The organism is Agrococcus sp. TSP3-2-1, assembly GCF_049897585.1.
Taxonomy (GTDB): domain Bacteria; phylum Actinomycetota; class Actinomycetes; order Actinomycetales; family Microbacteriaceae; genus Agrococcus.
On the sequence record NZ_JAFCWN010000004.1, the window covers coordinates 226091 to 241872 of the forward strand.

The 15782-nt window shown below is 72.0% G+C and carries 15 protein-coding genes; 10 read left to right on the forward strand and 5 right to left on the reverse strand.

Going from position 1 to position 15782, the window contains the following annotated elements; all coding sequences use genetic code 11:
• Positions 1-5: 5 nt before the first annotated feature.
• Positions 6-1115, forward strand: coding sequence for a class I SAM-dependent methyltransferase (locus tag ACP7BI_RS07880; RefSeq protein ID WP_425844876.1), 1110 nt, complete (start codon positions 6-8; stop codon positions 1113-1115).
• Here ACP7BI_RS07880 and ACP7BI_RS07885 read toward each other — a convergent pair.
• Both ACP7BI_RS07885 and ACP7BI_RS07890 read right to left on the reverse strand, forming a co-directional pair.
• A complete protein-coding gene (locus tag ACP7BI_RS07885; RefSeq protein ID WP_425844877.1) occupies positions 1096-1932 on the reverse strand; it encodes a hypothetical protein in 837 nt (278 codons plus the stop codon). The genes ACP7BI_RS07880 and ACP7BI_RS07885 overlap by 20 nt on opposite strands.
• Positions 1933-1935: 3 nt before the next feature.
• Positions 1936-3207, reverse strand: a complete 1272-nt coding sequence (locus tag ACP7BI_RS07890; protein ID WP_425844878.1) for a TerC family protein — start codon at positions 3205-3207, stop codon at positions 1936-1938.
• 166 nt (positions 3208-3373) lie between these two features.
• Here ACP7BI_RS07890 and ftsY point away from each other — a divergent pair, with 166 nt between their 5' ends.
• Positions 3374-4243 carry a signal recognition particle-docking protein FtsY gene (gene ftsY, locus ACP7BI_RS07895; RefSeq protein WP_425844879.1) on the forward strand — a complete coding sequence of 290 codons (870 nt, stop codon included), beginning with the start codon at positions 3374-3376 and terminating at the stop codon, positions 4241-4243.
• A gap of 311 nt (positions 4244-4554) precedes the next feature.
• On the opposite strand, the gene ACP7BI_RS07900 is transcribed toward ftsY, so the two are convergent.
• On the reverse strand, positions 4555-5703 hold the full coding sequence (locus ACP7BI_RS07900) for an AMP-binding protein (RefSeq protein WP_425844880.1): 1149 nt from the start codon (positions 5701-5703) through the stop codon (positions 4555-4557).
• A 122-nt stretch (positions 5704-5825) separates the two neighbouring features.
• Between ACP7BI_RS07900 and ffh the strand changes: the two genes are divergently transcribed.
• From ffh to ACP7BI_RS07930, 6 genes are all read left to right on the forward strand, one after another.
• Entirely contained in the window at positions 5826-7331 is a 1506-nt protein-coding gene (gene ffh, locus ACP7BI_RS07905; RefSeq protein WP_425844881.1) for a signal recognition particle protein, read from the forward strand.
• A gap of 146 nt (positions 7332-7477) precedes the next feature.
• Positions 7478-8428, forward strand: coding sequence for a siderophore ABC transporter substrate-binding protein (locus ACP7BI_RS07910; protein WP_425844882.1), 951 nt, complete (start codon positions 7478-7480; stop codon positions 8426-8428).
• Positions 8429-8435: 7 nt separating this feature from the next.
• Positions 8436-9410 carry an ABC transporter permease gene (locus ACP7BI_RS07915; protein WP_425844883.1) on the forward strand — a complete coding sequence of 325 codons (975 nt, stop codon included), beginning with the start codon at positions 8436-8438 and terminating at the stop codon, positions 9408-9410.
• On the forward strand, positions 9403-10407 hold the full coding sequence (locus ACP7BI_RS07920; RefSeq protein ID WP_425844885.1) for an iron chelate uptake ABC transporter family permease subunit: 1005 nt from the start codon (positions 9403-9405) through the stop codon (positions 10405-10407). Before ACP7BI_RS07915 ends, ACP7BI_RS07920 begins: the two co-directional genes overlap by 8 nt.
• Positions 10404-11162 (forward strand): ABC transporter ATP-binding protein, encoded by a 759-nt coding sequence (locus tag ACP7BI_RS07925; protein ID WP_425844886.1) that lies wholly within the window; start codon positions 10404-10406, stop codon positions 11160-11162. The genes ACP7BI_RS07920 and ACP7BI_RS07925 overlap by 4 nt, the downstream gene beginning before the upstream one ends.
• 32 nt (positions 11163-11194) lie before the next feature.
• Complete coding sequence (locus ACP7BI_RS07930; RefSeq protein WP_425844887.1) at positions 11195-11854, forward strand: NAD(P)-binding oxidoreductase; 660 nt, start codon at positions 11195-11197, stop codon at positions 11852-11854.
• A gap of 271 nt (positions 11855-12125) precedes the next feature.
• Here the strand turns inward: ACP7BI_RS07930 and ACP7BI_RS07935 are convergent, their stop codons facing one another.
• Positions 12126-13226 carry a GNAT family N-acetyltransferase gene (locus ACP7BI_RS07935; RefSeq protein WP_425844888.1) on the reverse strand — a complete coding sequence of 367 codons (1101 nt, stop codon included), beginning with the start codon at positions 13224-13226 and terminating at the stop codon, positions 12126-12128.
• 40 nt (positions 13227-13266) lie between these two features.
• On the opposite strand from ACP7BI_RS07935, the gene ACP7BI_RS07940 reads away from it, so the two are divergent.
• Entirely contained in the window at positions 13267-14076 is an 810-nt protein-coding gene (locus ACP7BI_RS07940) for an LLM class F420-dependent oxidoreductase (RefSeq protein WP_425844889.1), read from the forward strand.
• A gap of 5 nt (positions 14077-14081) precedes the next feature.
• Here the strand turns inward: ACP7BI_RS07940 and ACP7BI_RS07945 are convergent, their stop codons facing one another.
• Positions 14082-15176: a carboxylate-amine ligase gene (locus ACP7BI_RS07945; protein ID WP_425844892.1), complete on the reverse strand. Its 1095-nt coding sequence runs from the start codon at positions 15174-15176 to the stop codon at positions 14082-14084.
• 186 nt (positions 15177-15362) lie between these two features.
• Here ACP7BI_RS07945 and rpsP point away from each other — a divergent pair, with 186 nt between their 5' ends.
• Positions 15363-15782: a 30S ribosomal protein S16 gene (gene rpsP, locus ACP7BI_RS07950; protein ID WP_425844894.1), complete on the forward strand. Its 420-nt coding sequence runs from the start codon at positions 15363-15365 to the stop codon at positions 15780-15782.

Below are 15782 nucleotides of genomic sequence, written 5' to 3' on the forward strand. Positions count from 1 at the left end.
GAGCGGTGATCGACCGCGACGCCCTCTTCGCCGGCCTCCGCCGCTGGCCCGACGTCGAGGACCCGACGCTGCAGGCCCACGACGCCTCGGACGAGCTCATCCTCGACGAGGCCGCGAAGCTCGGCCCGCTCGGCGAGGTCGTCGTCATCGGCGACCGGCACGGCGCCCTCACGCTCGGCGCGCTCGCGGCCGGCGCGACCCGGGTGCGCGTGCACCAGGACTCGATCGTCGGCGAGCGAGCGCTCGACGCGAACGCCGAGCGCACGGGGCTCACCGACTTCGCGCACCACGGCCTCGACGCATCCCTCGTCGACGGCGCGCGCCTCGTGCTGCTGCAGCTCCCGCGCGCGCTCGACGCCCTCGACGAGATCGCCGAGCTCGTCGCGACGCACGCGGCCGACGAGGTCGTGCTCATCGCGGGTGGCCGGGTCAAGCACATGTCGATGAGCATGAACGCGCTGCTCGGCCGCAGCTTCAAGCACGTGCGCGCGAGCCTCGGCCGCCGCAAGTCGCGCGTGCTGCACGCCGAGCGGCCGCTGCGGCCGGGCATCAGCTGGCCGCGCAGCCGCACGCACCGCCTCGATCGCGGTCCGCTCACGGTCGTCGCGCACGGCGCCGCGTTCGCGGGCACGTCGATCGACATCGGCGCGCAGACGCTGCTCGCGCACCTGGGGGAGATGCCGGATGCGTCGCACGCGATCGACCTCGCGTGCGGCACGGGGGTGCTCGGCGTCGCGCTCGCGCTCGGCCGCCCCGACGTGCGGGTGCTCGCGACCGACGCCTCCGCAGCCGCGATCGCCTCGACCCGCGCGACCGCGGCGGCCAACGGCGTCGCCGACCGCATCGAGGCGCGCCAGGCCGACGGGCTCGAGGGCGTGCCCGACGGCAGCGCCGGCCTCATCCTGCTCAACCCGCCGTTCCACATCGGCGCCGCCGTGCACACGGGCATCGCGGAGCGGCTCATCGCCGACGCGGGCCGCGCGCTCGCGCCGGGCGGCGAGCTCTGGTGCGTGTGGAACAGCCACCTCGGCTACCGCGCGGCGCTCGACGCGGTCGGCCCCACGCGGCAGGTGAGCCGCAACCCGAAGTTCACGGTCACCGCGACGCGGCGCTGACGCGCTGCGCGGTCGGGGGAGCAGCCGGCGCCGACGCCGCCCAGCACCGCAGCATGAGGGCCGAGCGATGCTCCGCGCAGTCCGCGGCGAAGCCGGCGAGGTCGTCGATGCCGAGCAGCCGCGCGCCCTTCCGCACCGCGACGTCGCCGAGCAGCAGCACGTCGGGGTCGCCGAGCCGCAGCGAGAGGTAGCCGACCGTCCACGGGCCGATGCCCTTGAGCTCGAGGAGCTGCGCGCGCATGACCTCGAGGTCGGCTGCGGGGGAGACGTCGATCGCGCCGGTCGCGACCGCCTCGGCGGCCCGGCGCACGGCGGCGGTCTTCGCGGCGGGGCCGCGCAGCACGTCGGCGCCGTCCGCGACCTGCGCCATCGTCGGGAAGCACCGCTCGACCCCGTCGGCAACGAGTGCGGCGGGCAGGGCATCGCCGAGCGCGGCCAGGAGCGCGAGCTGCTGCGTCGCCGCCACCACGGAGATCTGCTGCCCGACGATCGCGCGCACGAGCATCTCGTGCGCGTCCGCGCAGCCCGGTTGGGCGAGCGCGGGCGATGCGGCGACCGCCTCGGCGAGCGCGGGCACGCCGTGCCGAGCAGCCGCCCACGTGAGCCGCGCGTCTGCCTCGCGCCGCGCATCCGCCCCGTGGATGTCGAAGACGCGCGCCAGGTCAGGGTCGGCGGTCGTGGCGACCTCGCCCTCGACCGTCGCGGTCGCGACGCGCGGACCGGGGAGCGCCCGCCGGTAGCCGTCGGGCTCGACGACCTCGACGCCGGGCACCGCGCGCGGCCGCAGCCACGCGAGGATGCCCGGCGCCCCGGTCATGCGTCAGACCTGGCGGTCGTCGCGCTCGTCGAACTCGCGGCCCTCGCGGATGCGACGGCGCAGCTCCTCGAGATCCTCCTCCGGCATGTCCTCGCGAGCGGCCTCGCGCACGACGTCGGCGGAGAAGTCGGCGACCGGCGCCCCCTTGCCGTGCGCGTCGATGACCGTGAGCGTGCCCGTCTCGCTGTGCTCGACGCGCAGCGGCCGGTGGAAGGTCGTGCCCATCGCGTCGACGATGTGGTAGTGGCCGTCGGCGCCGAGCTCGGCCTCCGAGGGGCCGATGTGGAGCGACGTGTCGCCCGTCTCCTTGCCCTTGACGCGGATGCGGATGAGCGAGGCGACGGTCGCGATGACCATCGACGCGAGGATGACGATGAGCGAGTGCCACGTCTCGATGTGGGGCACCCACGTGATGGGCTCGCCGCCGTTGACGAACGGCAGGTCGTTCTTCTCCATCGCGTGGAAGACGAGCTTGACGCCGATGAAGCCGAGGATCGCCGCGATGCCGTAGTGCAGGTAGACGAGCCGGTCGAGCAGGCCGCCGAGCAGGAAGTAGAGCTGGCGGAGGCCCATGAGCGCGAAGATGTTGCACGCGAAGACGAGGAACGGATCCGTCGTCACCGAGAAGATGGCGGGGATCGAGTCGATCGCGAACAGCAGGTCGGTCGTGCCGAGCGCGATGATCACCATCAGGAACGGCGTGAAGTAGGTCACGCCCTCCGACTTCAAGCGGATCTTGCCGCCGTTCCAGGTGTCGGTGAAGTTGAAGCGCTTCTTGAGCAGGCGGACGGCGAAGTTGTCCTTCTCGCCCGCGTCGTCGTCGTGACCGAACGCCTGCTGCCACGCGACGTAGACGAGGTAGGCGCCGAAGATGTAGAAGAGCCACGAGAACGACTCGATGAGCTGCACGCCGACGAGGATGAAGATGCCGCGCAGCACGATCGCGATGAGGATGCCGATCATCAGCACCCGCTGCTGCATCTCCTTCGGCACCGCGAACCGGCTGAGGATGATGATGAAGACGAAGAGGTTGTCGATCGAGAGCGAGTACTCGAGCAGCCAGCCGGTGACGAACTCGCCCGCCTTCTGCTGCTCACCGGAGACGAACAGCACGCCGGCGAACACGAGCGCGAGCGAGACGTACAGCGCGACCCAGGCGGTCGCCTCCTTCATCGACGGCACGTGCGGTCGCTTCACGACGATCAGCAGGTCGAAGATGAGGATCGCGACGAGCACCGCCATGGAGGCGATCTCGAAGATCTGATACGGGGTCAAGGGCTGCGCCTCTCAATGGGTACGGGAATCGCGCGAACGTCTCTCCCGCGCGGAACGCGCCTCCGCGACCGGGAGCCCCGGGGCTCCGTGATGACGATCGCGGTGTGACGGGATACTCCCCTTCGCCAGGGGACGAGTGTAGCGGGCGGCCGCCTAGCATGGACCCATGGCAGCGAAGTGGTCTCTCACCGGCGCCCTCAAGGGCATGTTCCAGCGCGAGACGATCACCGAGGAGACGTGGGACGACCTCGAGACGGCACTCATCACCGCCGACTTCGGCCCCGACATCACCGAGCAGCTGATCGAGGCGCTGCGCGCCGACGTCGAGCGGCTCATGGTCGACGACCCGAAGGACCTGCGGCGCATGCTGCGGGAGCGGCTCGAGGAGCGCTTCGCCGAGTTCGACCCGACGCTCTCGCTCAAGGAGCGGCCCGCCGTCATCCTCGTCGTCGGCGTCAACGGCGTCGGCAAGACCACCACGATCGGCAAGCTCGCCCGCTTCCTCGTCCGCAACGGCCAGTCGGTCGTCGTCGGCGCGGCCGACACCTTCCGCGCCGCGGCGGTCGAGCAGCTCGGCACGTGGGCGCAGCGCGCGGGGAGCGCGATCGTGCGGCCCGAGCGCGAGGGCCAGGATCCCGCATCCGTCGCCTTCCAGACCGTCGAGGCCGCGAAGGCGCACGGGCACGCGATGTGCATCATCGACACCGCAGGCCGCCTGCACACGAAGGGCGGGCTCATGGATGAGCTCGGCAAGATCAAGCGGGTGATCGAGAAGCAGTCGCCGATCGCGGAGGTGCTGCTCGTGCTCGACGCGACGACGGGGCAGAACGGCGTGAACCAGGCGATGGCGTTCATCGAGTCAGCCGGCATCACGGGGCTCGTCGTCACGAAGCTCGACGGCAGCGCGAAGGGCGGGTTCATCCTCGCGGTGCAGGAGCGCACGGGCATCCCGATCAAGCTCATCGGGCAGGGCGAGGGCATCGACGACCTGACGGGGTTCACGCCGCACGTCTTCGTCGAGCAGCTCGTCGGGTAGGACCAGCCGCCGCCACCGGTCAGCGCGGAGGTCCACTGGACCTCCGCGTCGAGCAGCTCGTCGGGTAGGAGCAGCCGCCGCCACCGGTCAGCGCGGAGGTCCACTGGACCTCCGCGTCGAGCAGCTCGTCGGGTGACCCACTCCGCTCGTCGAGTAGGCCCGCAGGGCCGTATCGAGGCGGGAGCGCCCCCGTCTCGATACGCCGGCTTCGCCAGCTACTCGACCAACGGGGCGGGAAGGCTCCTCGACGAACCGGGTCGGGAAGGCTGCTCGACCAACGGGGGCGGGAAGGCACTCGACCAGCGGGACGGTCACTCCGCCGTGTCGGGATGCTGCAGCGGCCCGGTGATCGTGAGCCTGCCGCCCTCGATGCGCGCCTGGTCCTCCGTGATGACCGTCGCGTGCGCGCCGCGCACCCAGAGCAAGCCGCTCGCATCCCCTCGCCCCTTGTGCCCGACGATGCCGAACTCGCTGCCCGGCAGCGGCATCCCGACGGTCCCCGGGTGCTTCGAGAGCAGCTCGGGCGTCGCCATCGCGACCGTGCCGGTCTGCACCGTGCCGTAGGCGGCCAGCACGATCGGCCCCCACGTCGCGTGCACGCGGCGCACGAGGTCGGCGTCGAGGTCCTGCCCCGCGAGCAGGATGCGCCGCAGCCGCGGCGGCGCATGGCCGGTGCGGTCGAGCTCGTCGAGGATGCCGTCGAGCTGGCCGGGGGAGGCGGAGAGCACCGAGACGAAGCGCTCCTCGATGATGCGGATGCGGTCGGCCGCCGGCGTGTGCGCGGCACTCACGAGCGTCGCGCCCGTGAGCAGCGACATGCCGAGCAGCTGCAGCCCCTTGCCGCGATGCAGCGGCGCGCACGCGAGGATGACGTCGGTGCCCTCGACGCCGAGCCGGTCGTGCAGCCCCGCGAGCTGGCGGAGGCCCTGGATGCCGAGCGCGCCCTGCACGTGCGTCGTCACGGTGCCCGCGGACGAGAGGGCGGGGAGCGCGATGCGCACCCGGCGCCGGGTCGACGCGAGCCCGGAGCCGTCGGTCCTCGACCACTCGAGGATGCTCGCGGCACCCACGGACGGCCCGGCGTGCCAGGCCGGCGCCTCGCCGTCGTGGATGAGGAGGGCGTCGGCGGGCACCGCGTCGCGCAGCTCGTCGAGCAGCGTCGGACGGATGGGCATGACGTCGAGGCCGAGCCGCGAGCCCGCGAGGAGCGCGATCACCATCGCCGGCCCGTCGCACGCGATCACGACCGGCCGGGGCTTCCGCTCGAGCGGCTCGCGGAAGAGCACCGCGGCGGCGCCCTCAGCCGCTTCCCACAGCTCGCCGAAGGTCGCGCTCCAGCCGTCGATCACGAGCGCGAGGTGGTCGCGGCGCACGCGCGCGGAGTGGCGCGCGAGCGCGGTGATCGTGAAGCCGTGCTCGCGCACGCTGCGCCCGAGCGAGCGCGCGTGGCTCGGCGACATCCCTCGAAGGCGCATCCGATCCCCTCCCGTGTCGACGCGAGCGCAGCACCAGCATGGCAGGCCCGCCCGCACAGCACCCCGCCGACGCCGGATGCGCCCGGGCCGGTAGACTCTGCGGAACCATGGCGACCTTCGGCTCTCTCTCCACTCGGCTCACCGAGACCCTCGCGAAGCTCCGCACCAAGGGCAAGCTCTCGGCGGCCGATGTCGACGGCACCGTCCGCGAGATCCGCCGCGCGCTCCTCGACGCGGACGTCGCGCTCGACGTCGTCAAGTCGTTCACCGCCGCGGTGCGCGAGCGGGCGCTCGGCGCCGAGGTCTCGGAGGCGCTCAACCCCGCCCAGCAGGTCGTGAAGATCGTCAACGACGAGCTCATCGCGATCCTCGGCGGCGACAGCCGCAGGCTCGAGCTCGCGAAGACCCCGCCGACCGTCATCATGCTCGCCGGCCTCCAGGGCGCCGGCAAGACGACGCTCGCGGGCAAGCTCGCGAAGCACCTGCGCGGTCAGGGGCACCAGCCCCTGCTCGTGGCGAGCGACCTCCAGCGCCCCAACGCCGTCACGCAGCTCCAGGTGGTCGGCAGCCAGGCGGGCGTGCAGGTCTTCGCGCCCGAGCCCGGCAACGGCATCGGCGACCCGGTCAAGGTCGCGCGCGACGGCGTGGCCGAGGCGAAGCGCCGCCAGTACGACATCGTCATCGTCGACACCGCTGGCCGCCTCGGCGTCGACGCCGAGATGATGAAGCAGGCCGCGAACATCCGGAAGGCCGTGCAGCCCGACGAGGTGCTGTTCGTCATCGACGCGATGATCGGCCAGGACGCCGTCGCGACCGCGAAGGCCTTCCAGGAGGGCGTCGACTTCACGGGCGTCGTGCTGACGAAGCTCGACGGCGATGCCCGCGGCGGTGCCGCGCTCTCGATCCGCGGCCTCACGGGCAAGCCCATCCTCTTCGCCTCGACGGGTGAGACGCTCGACGACTTCGAGCCGTTCCACCCCGACCGCATGGCGAGCCGCATCCTCGACCTCGGCGACATCCTCACGCTCATCGAGCAGGCGCAGAAGGCGTTCGACGAGGACGAGGCGCACCGCCTCGCCGAGGCGATCACGACCGACGGCTTCACGCTCGAGGACTTCCTGAAGCAGATGCAGCAGCTGCGGAAGGCCGGCAACTTCAAGCAGATGCTCGGCATGCTGCCGGGCGCGAAGGGCATGCGCGAGGCGATCGACTCCTTCGACGAGAAGGAGCTCGTGCGCACCGAGGCGATCATCCAGTCGATGACGCCCCAGGAGCGCAAGCAGTCGAAGATCCTGAACGGCTCCCGCCGCCTCCGCATCGCGAAGGGCGCGGGCGTCACCGTCACCGACGTCAACCAGCTCATCGCCCGCTTCGACCAGGCGGCGAAGATGATGAAGACCGTCGCGAAGGGCGGGATGCCGAACATGCCGGGCATGGGGCCGATGCCTCCCGGCATGCGCGCGCCGAAGAAGGGCGGCAAGCCCCAGGGCAAGCAGCTCAAGCGCTCGGGCAACCCCGCGAAGCGCACCGAGGAGCCGGCGGCCGCGCCCCAGGGGAGCGCGTTCGGCAAGCCGAAGCCCGAGGGCGCGTTCGGCGAGCTCTCGGGCGCGTAGCAGGAGACGCTCCAGCGCATGCTCGGCAACCGGTAGCGCGCGCCGGGGGTCGTCGCGTTGCAGGTGCGCGTGCGGCAAGGTTAGGCTTGCCTTACTCACGCATCGACGCGGCGAGATCCCCACCTCTTCCGAAACGGAGTACCTCCATGTCCCGTGCCATCCGCACGACGATCGCGGCCGCCGCCGCGATCGCGCTCCTGGCCGGCTGCAGCGCGAACGCCGCGCCCGCCGAGACCGACGCCGCCGCCGAGACGGTCACCGTCCCGTCGAACCTCGGCGAGGTGCAGGTCGAGGTGCTGCCCGAGCGCGTCGCGGTGCTCGACAACACGGCCATGGAGACGCTGCTGGAGTGGGGCATCACGCCGGTCGCGCTGCCCGTGCAGCTCGTCGCGCCCGAGCGCTTCGCCGAGTGGGTCGAGGACGAGTCGATCGCCGACGTCGGCACGCACCGCGAGCCCGACTTCGAGGCGCTCGCCGAGGCCGAGCCCGACCTCATCATCGGCGGCTACCGCTTCCGCGAGTACACGGAGGACCTCGCGGCGATCGCCCCGACGATCGACATCGCCGCGAACGACGAGCACGAGGGCGGCTACGTCGAGGCGCTGCGCCAGCAGACGACCTCGCTCGGCGCGATCTTCGAGCGCGAGGACGAGGCGGCCGCGCTCATCGAGGAGCTCGACACGTCTGTCGCGGCGGCCACCGAGGCGGCAGCCGGGCAGAGCGTCTTCCTCGGCATCGTCAACGGCGGCAAGCTCGACAACGGCGCGGAGCGCATCTCGCGCCTCTCCGACGCGATCGACATGACCGACGTCTTCGCGGGCGACGCGGGCGACATCCACCAGGACTCGGGCCTCGCGCCCGAGACGATCGCGCAGGCCGACCCCGACTGGGCGATCGTGCTCGACCGCGACGCCGGCACCGGCACCGAGGACGCGCAGCCCGCGAAGCAGGTCATCGAGGGCAACCCCGCCCTCGCGGGCACGCGCTTCGTGCGGGAGGGCCACGTCGTCTACCTCGAGGACGACTTCTACCGCACCGAGGGCGTGCAGGCCTACACGCGCGCGTTCGACCAGGTCGCCCAGGCGATGGCCGACTGACCTCCTTGTGACCGTCAGGACCGCTCGCGAGCGCCGGCTGCTGCCGGCGCTCGCTGGCGTGACTGCGCTGCTCGTCGTCGCGTCGCTGCTCGTCGGCGGCTACGGCATCTCGCTCACCGGGCTCTTCACCGATCCCGCCCAGCTCGAGATGTTCCTCATCTCGCGCGTGCCCCGCACGCTCGCGCTCATCTTCGCGGGCGTCGCGATGAGCGTGTCGGGCGTCGTCATGCAGCTCATCACGCAGAACCGCTTCGTCGAGCCGACGACGGCCGGCACGTCGCAGTGGGCGGGGCTCGGCATGCTGCTCATCCTCATCCTGTGGCCGGACGCCCCGATCATGGTGCGGATGGTCTTCGCGACCGCCGCGGCCTTCGTCGGCACGCTCGTCTTCCTCGCGATCCTGCGCCGCGTCCGGACACGCGGCCCGCTCATCGTGCCGCTCGTCGGCATCATGCTCGGCGCGATCATCGGCGGCGTCACGCAGTTCCTCGCCGCTCGCGCCGACCTGCTGCAGTCGATGGCCGCGTGGAGCTCGGGCGGCTTCAGCGGCATCGTGCAGGGCTTCTACGAGCCGCTCTGGGCGGCGGCGCTCGTCGCGCTCGTCGTGTGGATCATGGCCGATCGCTTCACGATCGCGGGCCTCGGCGAGGGCATCGCGACGAACCTCGGCATCGACTACCGCGTGATCACGCTCATCGGCGTCGCGGGCGTCGCGCTGTGCTCGGGCGTCACGAGCGTCGTCGTCGGCTTCATCCCGTTCCTCGGGCTCGTCGTGCCCAACGTCATGCGCCTGCTGCTCGGCGACGACCTGCGCCGCAGCCTCCCGTGGATCGCGATCGCGGGCGTCGCGCTGCTGCTCGCGTGCGACCTCATCGGCCGCACGGTCGTCGCGCCCATGGAGATCCCCGCATCCGTCATCATGGGCGCCGTCGGCGCGGTCGCGTTCCTCGCCTTCCTGCTGCGGGGGAGGCAGCGTGCCTGACGCCCCGCTCGCGCTGACGGGTCGCGCGCCGAGCGCTCCGACCGGCACCCGCCCGGCGCTGCGGCTCGCGATCGTCTGGTCGCTCGCGCTCGCCGCGCTCGTCGCGGTGCTGCTCGTCGATGTCCGCGGTCCGCTCGAGCTCGCGATGCCGCGCCGCGCCACGCTCGTCGGCGGCATCCTCGTCGCCTCGTTCGCACACGCGATCGCGACCGTCATCTTCCACACCGTCACGTCGAACCGCATCCTCACGCCGTCGATCATCGGGTTCGACTCGATGTACACGCTCATGCAGACGCTCACCGTCTTCGTCTTCGGCGGCTCGGCGATCGCGGCGACCGACGGACTGCCGAAGCTGCTCGCGCAGACGGCGCTCATGGTGATCGCCGCGACCGCGCTCTACACGTGGCTGCTCGACCGCTCCGGCGGCGGAGTGCTGACGCTGCTGCTCGTCGGCGTCGTCTTCGGGCTCGCGTTCGACTCCGTCTCGTCGTTCCTGCAGCGCATCCTCTCGCCGACCGACTACGACCTGCTGAGCCTCGAGCTGTTCGGGAGGCTCTCATCGGTGCAGCCGGACCACCTGCCGCTCGCGCTCGCGGTCTGCGGCGCGGTCGGGGCAGTGGTGTGGATGCGTCGGCGCCGTCTCGACGTCGTCCTCCTCGGGCGCGACGGGGCCACGGCCCTCGGCGTCGACCACCGCCGCGAGCTCGTCGTCGCGCTCATCTGCGTGTCGGTGCTCGTCGCGTTCGCGACCGCGCTCGCGGGCCCGATGACCTTCTTCGGGTTCCTGGTCGCGACGCTCGCCTACCGCCTCGCCGGCTCGCACAAGCACGCCCATGTGCTGCCGATGGCCGTCGGGCTCGGCGTGCTCGCACTCGCGGGTGCGCAGCTCGTCATGCGCCACGTGTTCGACGCCGCGGGGCTCGTCACCGTCATCATCGAAGTCGTCGGCGGCATCGTGTTCCTCGCGCTGCTGCTGGGCCGGAGGAGGCCGAAGTGATCGCCATCGAGCAGGTCTCGAAGCGCTACGCCGAGCACGTCGTGCTCGGCCCCGTCTCGAGCGAGGTGCCCGCGGGCGGCATCACGGCGCTCGTGGGCCCGAACGGCGCGGGCAAGTCGACGCTCCTGTCGATCATCGGCCGGTTGCTCGACCCCTCGGAGGGCTCGGTGCGCGTCATGGGCCACGACGTGCAGTCGACGAAGTCAGCCGACCTCGCCCGCATCGTCTCGATCCTGCGGCAGGAGAACCGCCTCGAGGCGCGGCTGACGGTGCGCGAGCTCGTCGCCTTCGGCCGCTTCCCGTGGTCGGGCGGCCGCCTCACCTTCGGCGACCAGCAGCACATCGACCGCGCCATCCGCTTCCTCCACCTCGAGGACCTCGCCGACCGCCAGCTCGACGCGCTCTCGGGCGGCCAGCGGCAGCGCGCGTTCGTCGCGATGGTGCTCGCGCAGGACACCGAGGTCGTGCTGCTCGACGAGCCGCTCGCGAGCCTCGACCCCAAGCACGCGGTCGCGATGATGCGCGAGCTGCGCGCCGCCGCTGACGACCTCGGGCGCACGATCGTCATCGTGCTCCACGACCTCAACATGGCCGCGGCGTTCGCCGACCGGATCGTCGCCCTCAAGGACGGCGAGATCTGCGTCGAGGGCACCGTCGACGAGGTCATGCAGGATGCCGTGCTCGAGCGCGTCTTCGACACACCCGTGCGCGTGCACCGCATCGACGACCGCCCCTTCGCGGTGTTCACGCCCTGACTCCGTCCAGGACGCGCGCGTAGCGTGTCGGCATGGCAGACATCCTCATCCTCGGCGGTCACGGCAAGGTCGCGCTCCTCGCGGAGCCGATGCTCATCGAGGCCGGACACAACGTCCACGCCGTCATCCGCAACCCCGATCACGTCGCCGACGTCGAGCAGACGGGCGCGCAGGCGATCGTCGCCGACCTCGAGTCGCTCGACCGAGCGGGCGTCGATGCGCTGCTCGAGGGCTTCGACGTCGTCGTCTGGTCGGCGGGCGCGGGCGGCGGCAGCCCCGAGCGCACGTGGGCGGTCGACCGCGACGCGGCGATGAAGGTCGTGGATGCGGTGGCCCGCTCGGGCGCGCGGCTCGTGATGGTCTCGTACTTCGGCGCGAGCCTCGACCACGGCGTCTCGCCGGACGAGCCGTTCTACGCGTACGCCGAGGCGAAGGCGCTCGTCGACGAGGCGATCCGCGAGCGCGTCGCCGACTTCGTCATCCTGCAGCCGTCGAGCCTCACGCTCGACGACGAGACGGGCATCGAGCTCGACGAGCCGGCCGGCTCGATCGAGTCGGGCGAGATCCCGCGCGCGACGGTCGCGCGGCTCATCGCCGAGACCGTCGCCCACCCGGCCGTCTCGCGCGTGTCGATCCGCTGCAACAGCGGCGACACCCCGGTGCGCGACGCCCTCGCCTCGCTCGCGGGCTGACCCCCGCCCGCCCACCGAGCGGTCACTTCCGCCTGTGAGCGGTCAGTTGCGCCCGTGAGCGGTCACTTCCGCCGGTGAGCGGTCAGTTCCGCCCGTGAGTGGTCAGTTCCGCCTGTGAGCGGTCACTTCCGCCTGTGAGCGGTCAGTTGCGCCCGTGAGCGGTCAAATCCGCTTGCGAGCGGTCGGCGCGACCGGACATGACCGCTCGGGCGCGGAAGTGACCGCTCGGGCGCGGAGGTGACCGCTCGGGCGCGGAAGTGACCGCTCGGGGTTACAGCTCGATGCTGTACATGCGGGAGCTGTGCTCCTTGACGTAGCCGAGGCTCGCGTAGAGGCCGTGCGCGCCGCTCGGGTTCTCGGTGTCGACGTCGAGCACCGCCGCCTCCATGCCGGCGTCCTCGAACGAGCGCATGCTCGCGGCGAGCGCCGCGATCGCGGCCTTCCTGCCGCGGTACGCGCGGCGCGTGCCGAGCAGGCCCGTGTAGCCGAACGAGTACCCCCGCACCTCGAAGTCGGCCTCGAACCTGCTGTTGTACGCGTACGCGACCACGAGCGGCGCGCCGGCGCGCAGCGCGTCGGCCGTCGACGCATCCGTCCGCTCGTCCGCGAGCAGGGCCTCCACGTCCGGCGCGTCGTCGACGACGACGTGCGACCACTCGGGCGCGAACTCGCTGCGACCGCTCTGCCACTGCTCCGGCGTCTGCGGCTCGCTGCCCCAGTGGTCGCGGAACGCGTCGTTGTGCGCGAGCCGGGTCGCGTCGTCGAGCTCGGGGGAGAAGTCCGCGAGCCGCAGGGACCCGGCGAGCTCGACCTCGGGGATGGGCGGCGCGCCCTCGCCGAGCGGGCGCTTGAGATCGGCGAAGAAGCGGCGCGCGACGAATCCCGCGTGCTCGAAGATGCGGTGGCGCGCGGTGTCGGTGTCCTCCGCGTACGCGGCGATGCGGCCGGGCAGCTCCTTGCCGGAGGCCGCGAGCAGCTGCCGGGCGCGCGCGACCTGCCACGCGAGCAGCTCGCGGCCGATGCCCTCGCCCCGCCGCTCGGGATGCACGCCGCCGGAGACGAAGGCGCGCACCGTGCGGACGTCGCCGGGCGTCGTCATGACGAAGCCGGCCGCGCGCAGCCGCGCCTCGGCGTCGAAGCCGAGCATCGATTGCGTCGAGAGGTCGACCCACGGCGCCTCGAGCTCCTCGCGCACCTCGTCGACCGTCTCGCGGAACGGCAGCTCGTCGGCCTCGCCCATCGCGTTGTTGAAGTCGGCGACGAGCTGCGCGTCGGCGACCGTCGCGGCGCGCCACGACAGGTCGCCGGCGGTGATCTCGGGCAGGGTCTCGGGCGCGGCGGCGCGCTCGGCGATGGGGGAGAGGTCAGGCACCCGCCAAGGGTAGGGTGCGACGACCCGTAGGGTCGAGTCCATGATGGATCGGCCCACGAGGATCGGCGTGCAGCTCTCGCCGCAGCACGTCACGATGCAGCAGACGATCGACGCGGCTCGCCGGCTCGAGGAGATGGGCGTCGACGCCGTCTTCGGCTGGGACCACTTCTTCCCGCTCACGGGCGACCCCGACGGCCCGCACTTCGAGGCGACGGCGCAGCTCGCGGCGTGGGCGGCGACCACTGAGCGCGTGCAGCTCGGCCCGCTCGTGTTCTGCAACTCCTACCGCAACCCCGACCTGCTCGCCGACGTCGCCCGCACGATCGACCACATCTCGAACGGCCGCTTCATCTTCGGCATCGGCAGCGGATGGTTCGAGCGCGACTACCTGGAGTACGGCTACGACTTCGGCACGGTGGGCTCGCGGCTGAACGACCTCGCGGCGTCGCTCCCGCGCATCCGTGCGCGCTGGGAGAAGCTCAACCCGCCGCCCGTCGGCCCGATGCCGATCCTCATCGGGGGCAAGGGCGAGCAGAAGACGCTCCCGATGGTCGCCGAGCACGCCGACATCTGGCACTCCTTCGTCGGCCCCGACGAGCTGCCGCACAAGCTCGACGTGCTCCGTCGCGCGTGCGAGGAGCGCGGCCGCGACATCGCCGAGATCGAGATCTCGAACGGCGCGAGCGTGCGGGGCGGGGTCGGCGGCGTCGCCCTCGAGCGCCTCGAGGCGCTGCACGGCGCGGGTACTCGGCTGTTCACGATCCCGCTCTCGGGCGACGACACGCCTGACGGCTACGACCTCGATCGCGTCGAGTCGTTCCTGCGCTGGCGCGACGGCAAGAGCAGCTAGCGGGGCTACGAGCGCATCGCCCCCGCGAGCTCTGCCATGACGGCCGCGTGGCCGCCGCGCTCGAACGCGGCGCGCTGCCGTGCGGGCCAGCCGCCGCTCGCGAGCACGCGCTCGACGGCGCCGAGGGAGCGCGTGGCGCCGAGGTCGGCAGCGATCGGCGCGAGCCGGTCGGCCGCTTCGGCGATCGCGTCGGAGGCGCGCTGCAGCGTGCCCTGCTCGTCGACGATCACCGTCGCCTCGAGGCCGTCGCGCGCCGCGCGCCACTTGTTCTCCTTCACGAGCCAGTAGGGCAGGTGCAGCTGCGCCTTGCCCTCGTCGAGGTCGCGCGACGCCTCCTCGATGAGGCAGTGGGTGAGCGCGGTGACGGCGGCGAGGTCGTCGATCGACGGGGCGCCGTCGGCGACCCGCACCTCGATCGTGCCGATCTCGGGGGAGGGCCGCACGTCCCAGCGCAGCTCGCCGAGCTCGTCGATCACGCCCGCGCGCAGCATGTCCTCGAGGGTGCGCTCGTACTCGGGCCAGTCGACGAGCATCGGGGGCAGGCCGCCGGTCGGGAGCTGCTGGAAGAGCATCGTGCGGTGCGACGCGAAGCCCGTGTCGACGCCCTGCCAGAACGGGCTCGAGGCGGAGAGCGCGAGGATGAGGGGCAGCTTGTCGAGCATCGTGCGCAGCAGCGGCACGGCCTTCGCGCGATCCTCGATGCCGACGTGGTTGTGGACGCCGAAGATGATGAGCCGGCGCCCCCAGTCGCCCGCCTTCTCGACGACGCGCCGGTAGCGAGGGTCATCCGCTTGCTCCTGCTGCCGCCACCGGCTCGTGGGGTGCGTGCCCGTGCCGACGAGCGCGAGCCCCATGCGGTCCGCCTCGTCGACCGCGCGGTCGCGCATGCCGCGCAGCTCGTCGACCGCCGCATCCGTCGTCTCGTGCACGCCCGTGATGAGCTCGATCATGCCCCGCAGGAACTCCTTGTCGAAGCGCGGGTCGTCGATCGCCGCGAGCAGCTCCTTGGCGTGCGGCGCGATGTCGCCCGTCGAGGGGTCGATGAGCGCGAGCTCCCACTCGACGCCGAGCGTCGAGCGCTTGGAGGAGGCGAAGTCCATGCCGGAAGCGTAGGACCGCGAACCTGAGTGGCGCGCGGAGCGAGCGGGGATGTGACAGAATGGGGGGTCGAGCGCGCGCCCCGACCCTCTACTCCGGCGTGCGTCGCTCACCCTGGCTCTACGGGTCGCGCATCTCCCACGTGCGCAGGCCGCGGTGCAATCACGAGAACACAAAGCAGGAGAACTGTGGCAGTCAAGATCCGTCTGAAGCGCTTCGGCAAGATCCGCGCGCCCTACTACCGCGTCGTCGTGGCCGATTCGCGCACCAAGCGCGACGGTCGCGTCATCGAGGAGATCGGCAAGTACCACCCGACCGAGAACCCCTCGTTCATCGAGATCGACAGCGAGCGCGCGCAGTACTGGCTCGGCGTCGGCGCGCAGCCGACCGAGCAGGTCGCCGCGCTCCTGAAGCTCACGGGCGACTGGGGCAAGCACACGGGCGAGGGCTCGACCGAGAACCAGGTCAAGCAGCCGGAGGGCAAGAAGGTCTTCTCGGTCGACGAGGCCAAGAAGCCGGTCCTCAAGCCCAAGGCCGACAAGCCCGCCGCGGCCCCCGCGGCCGAGGCCTCCGCGGCTGACGCCTCGGCCGAGTCGACCGAGTCCTGA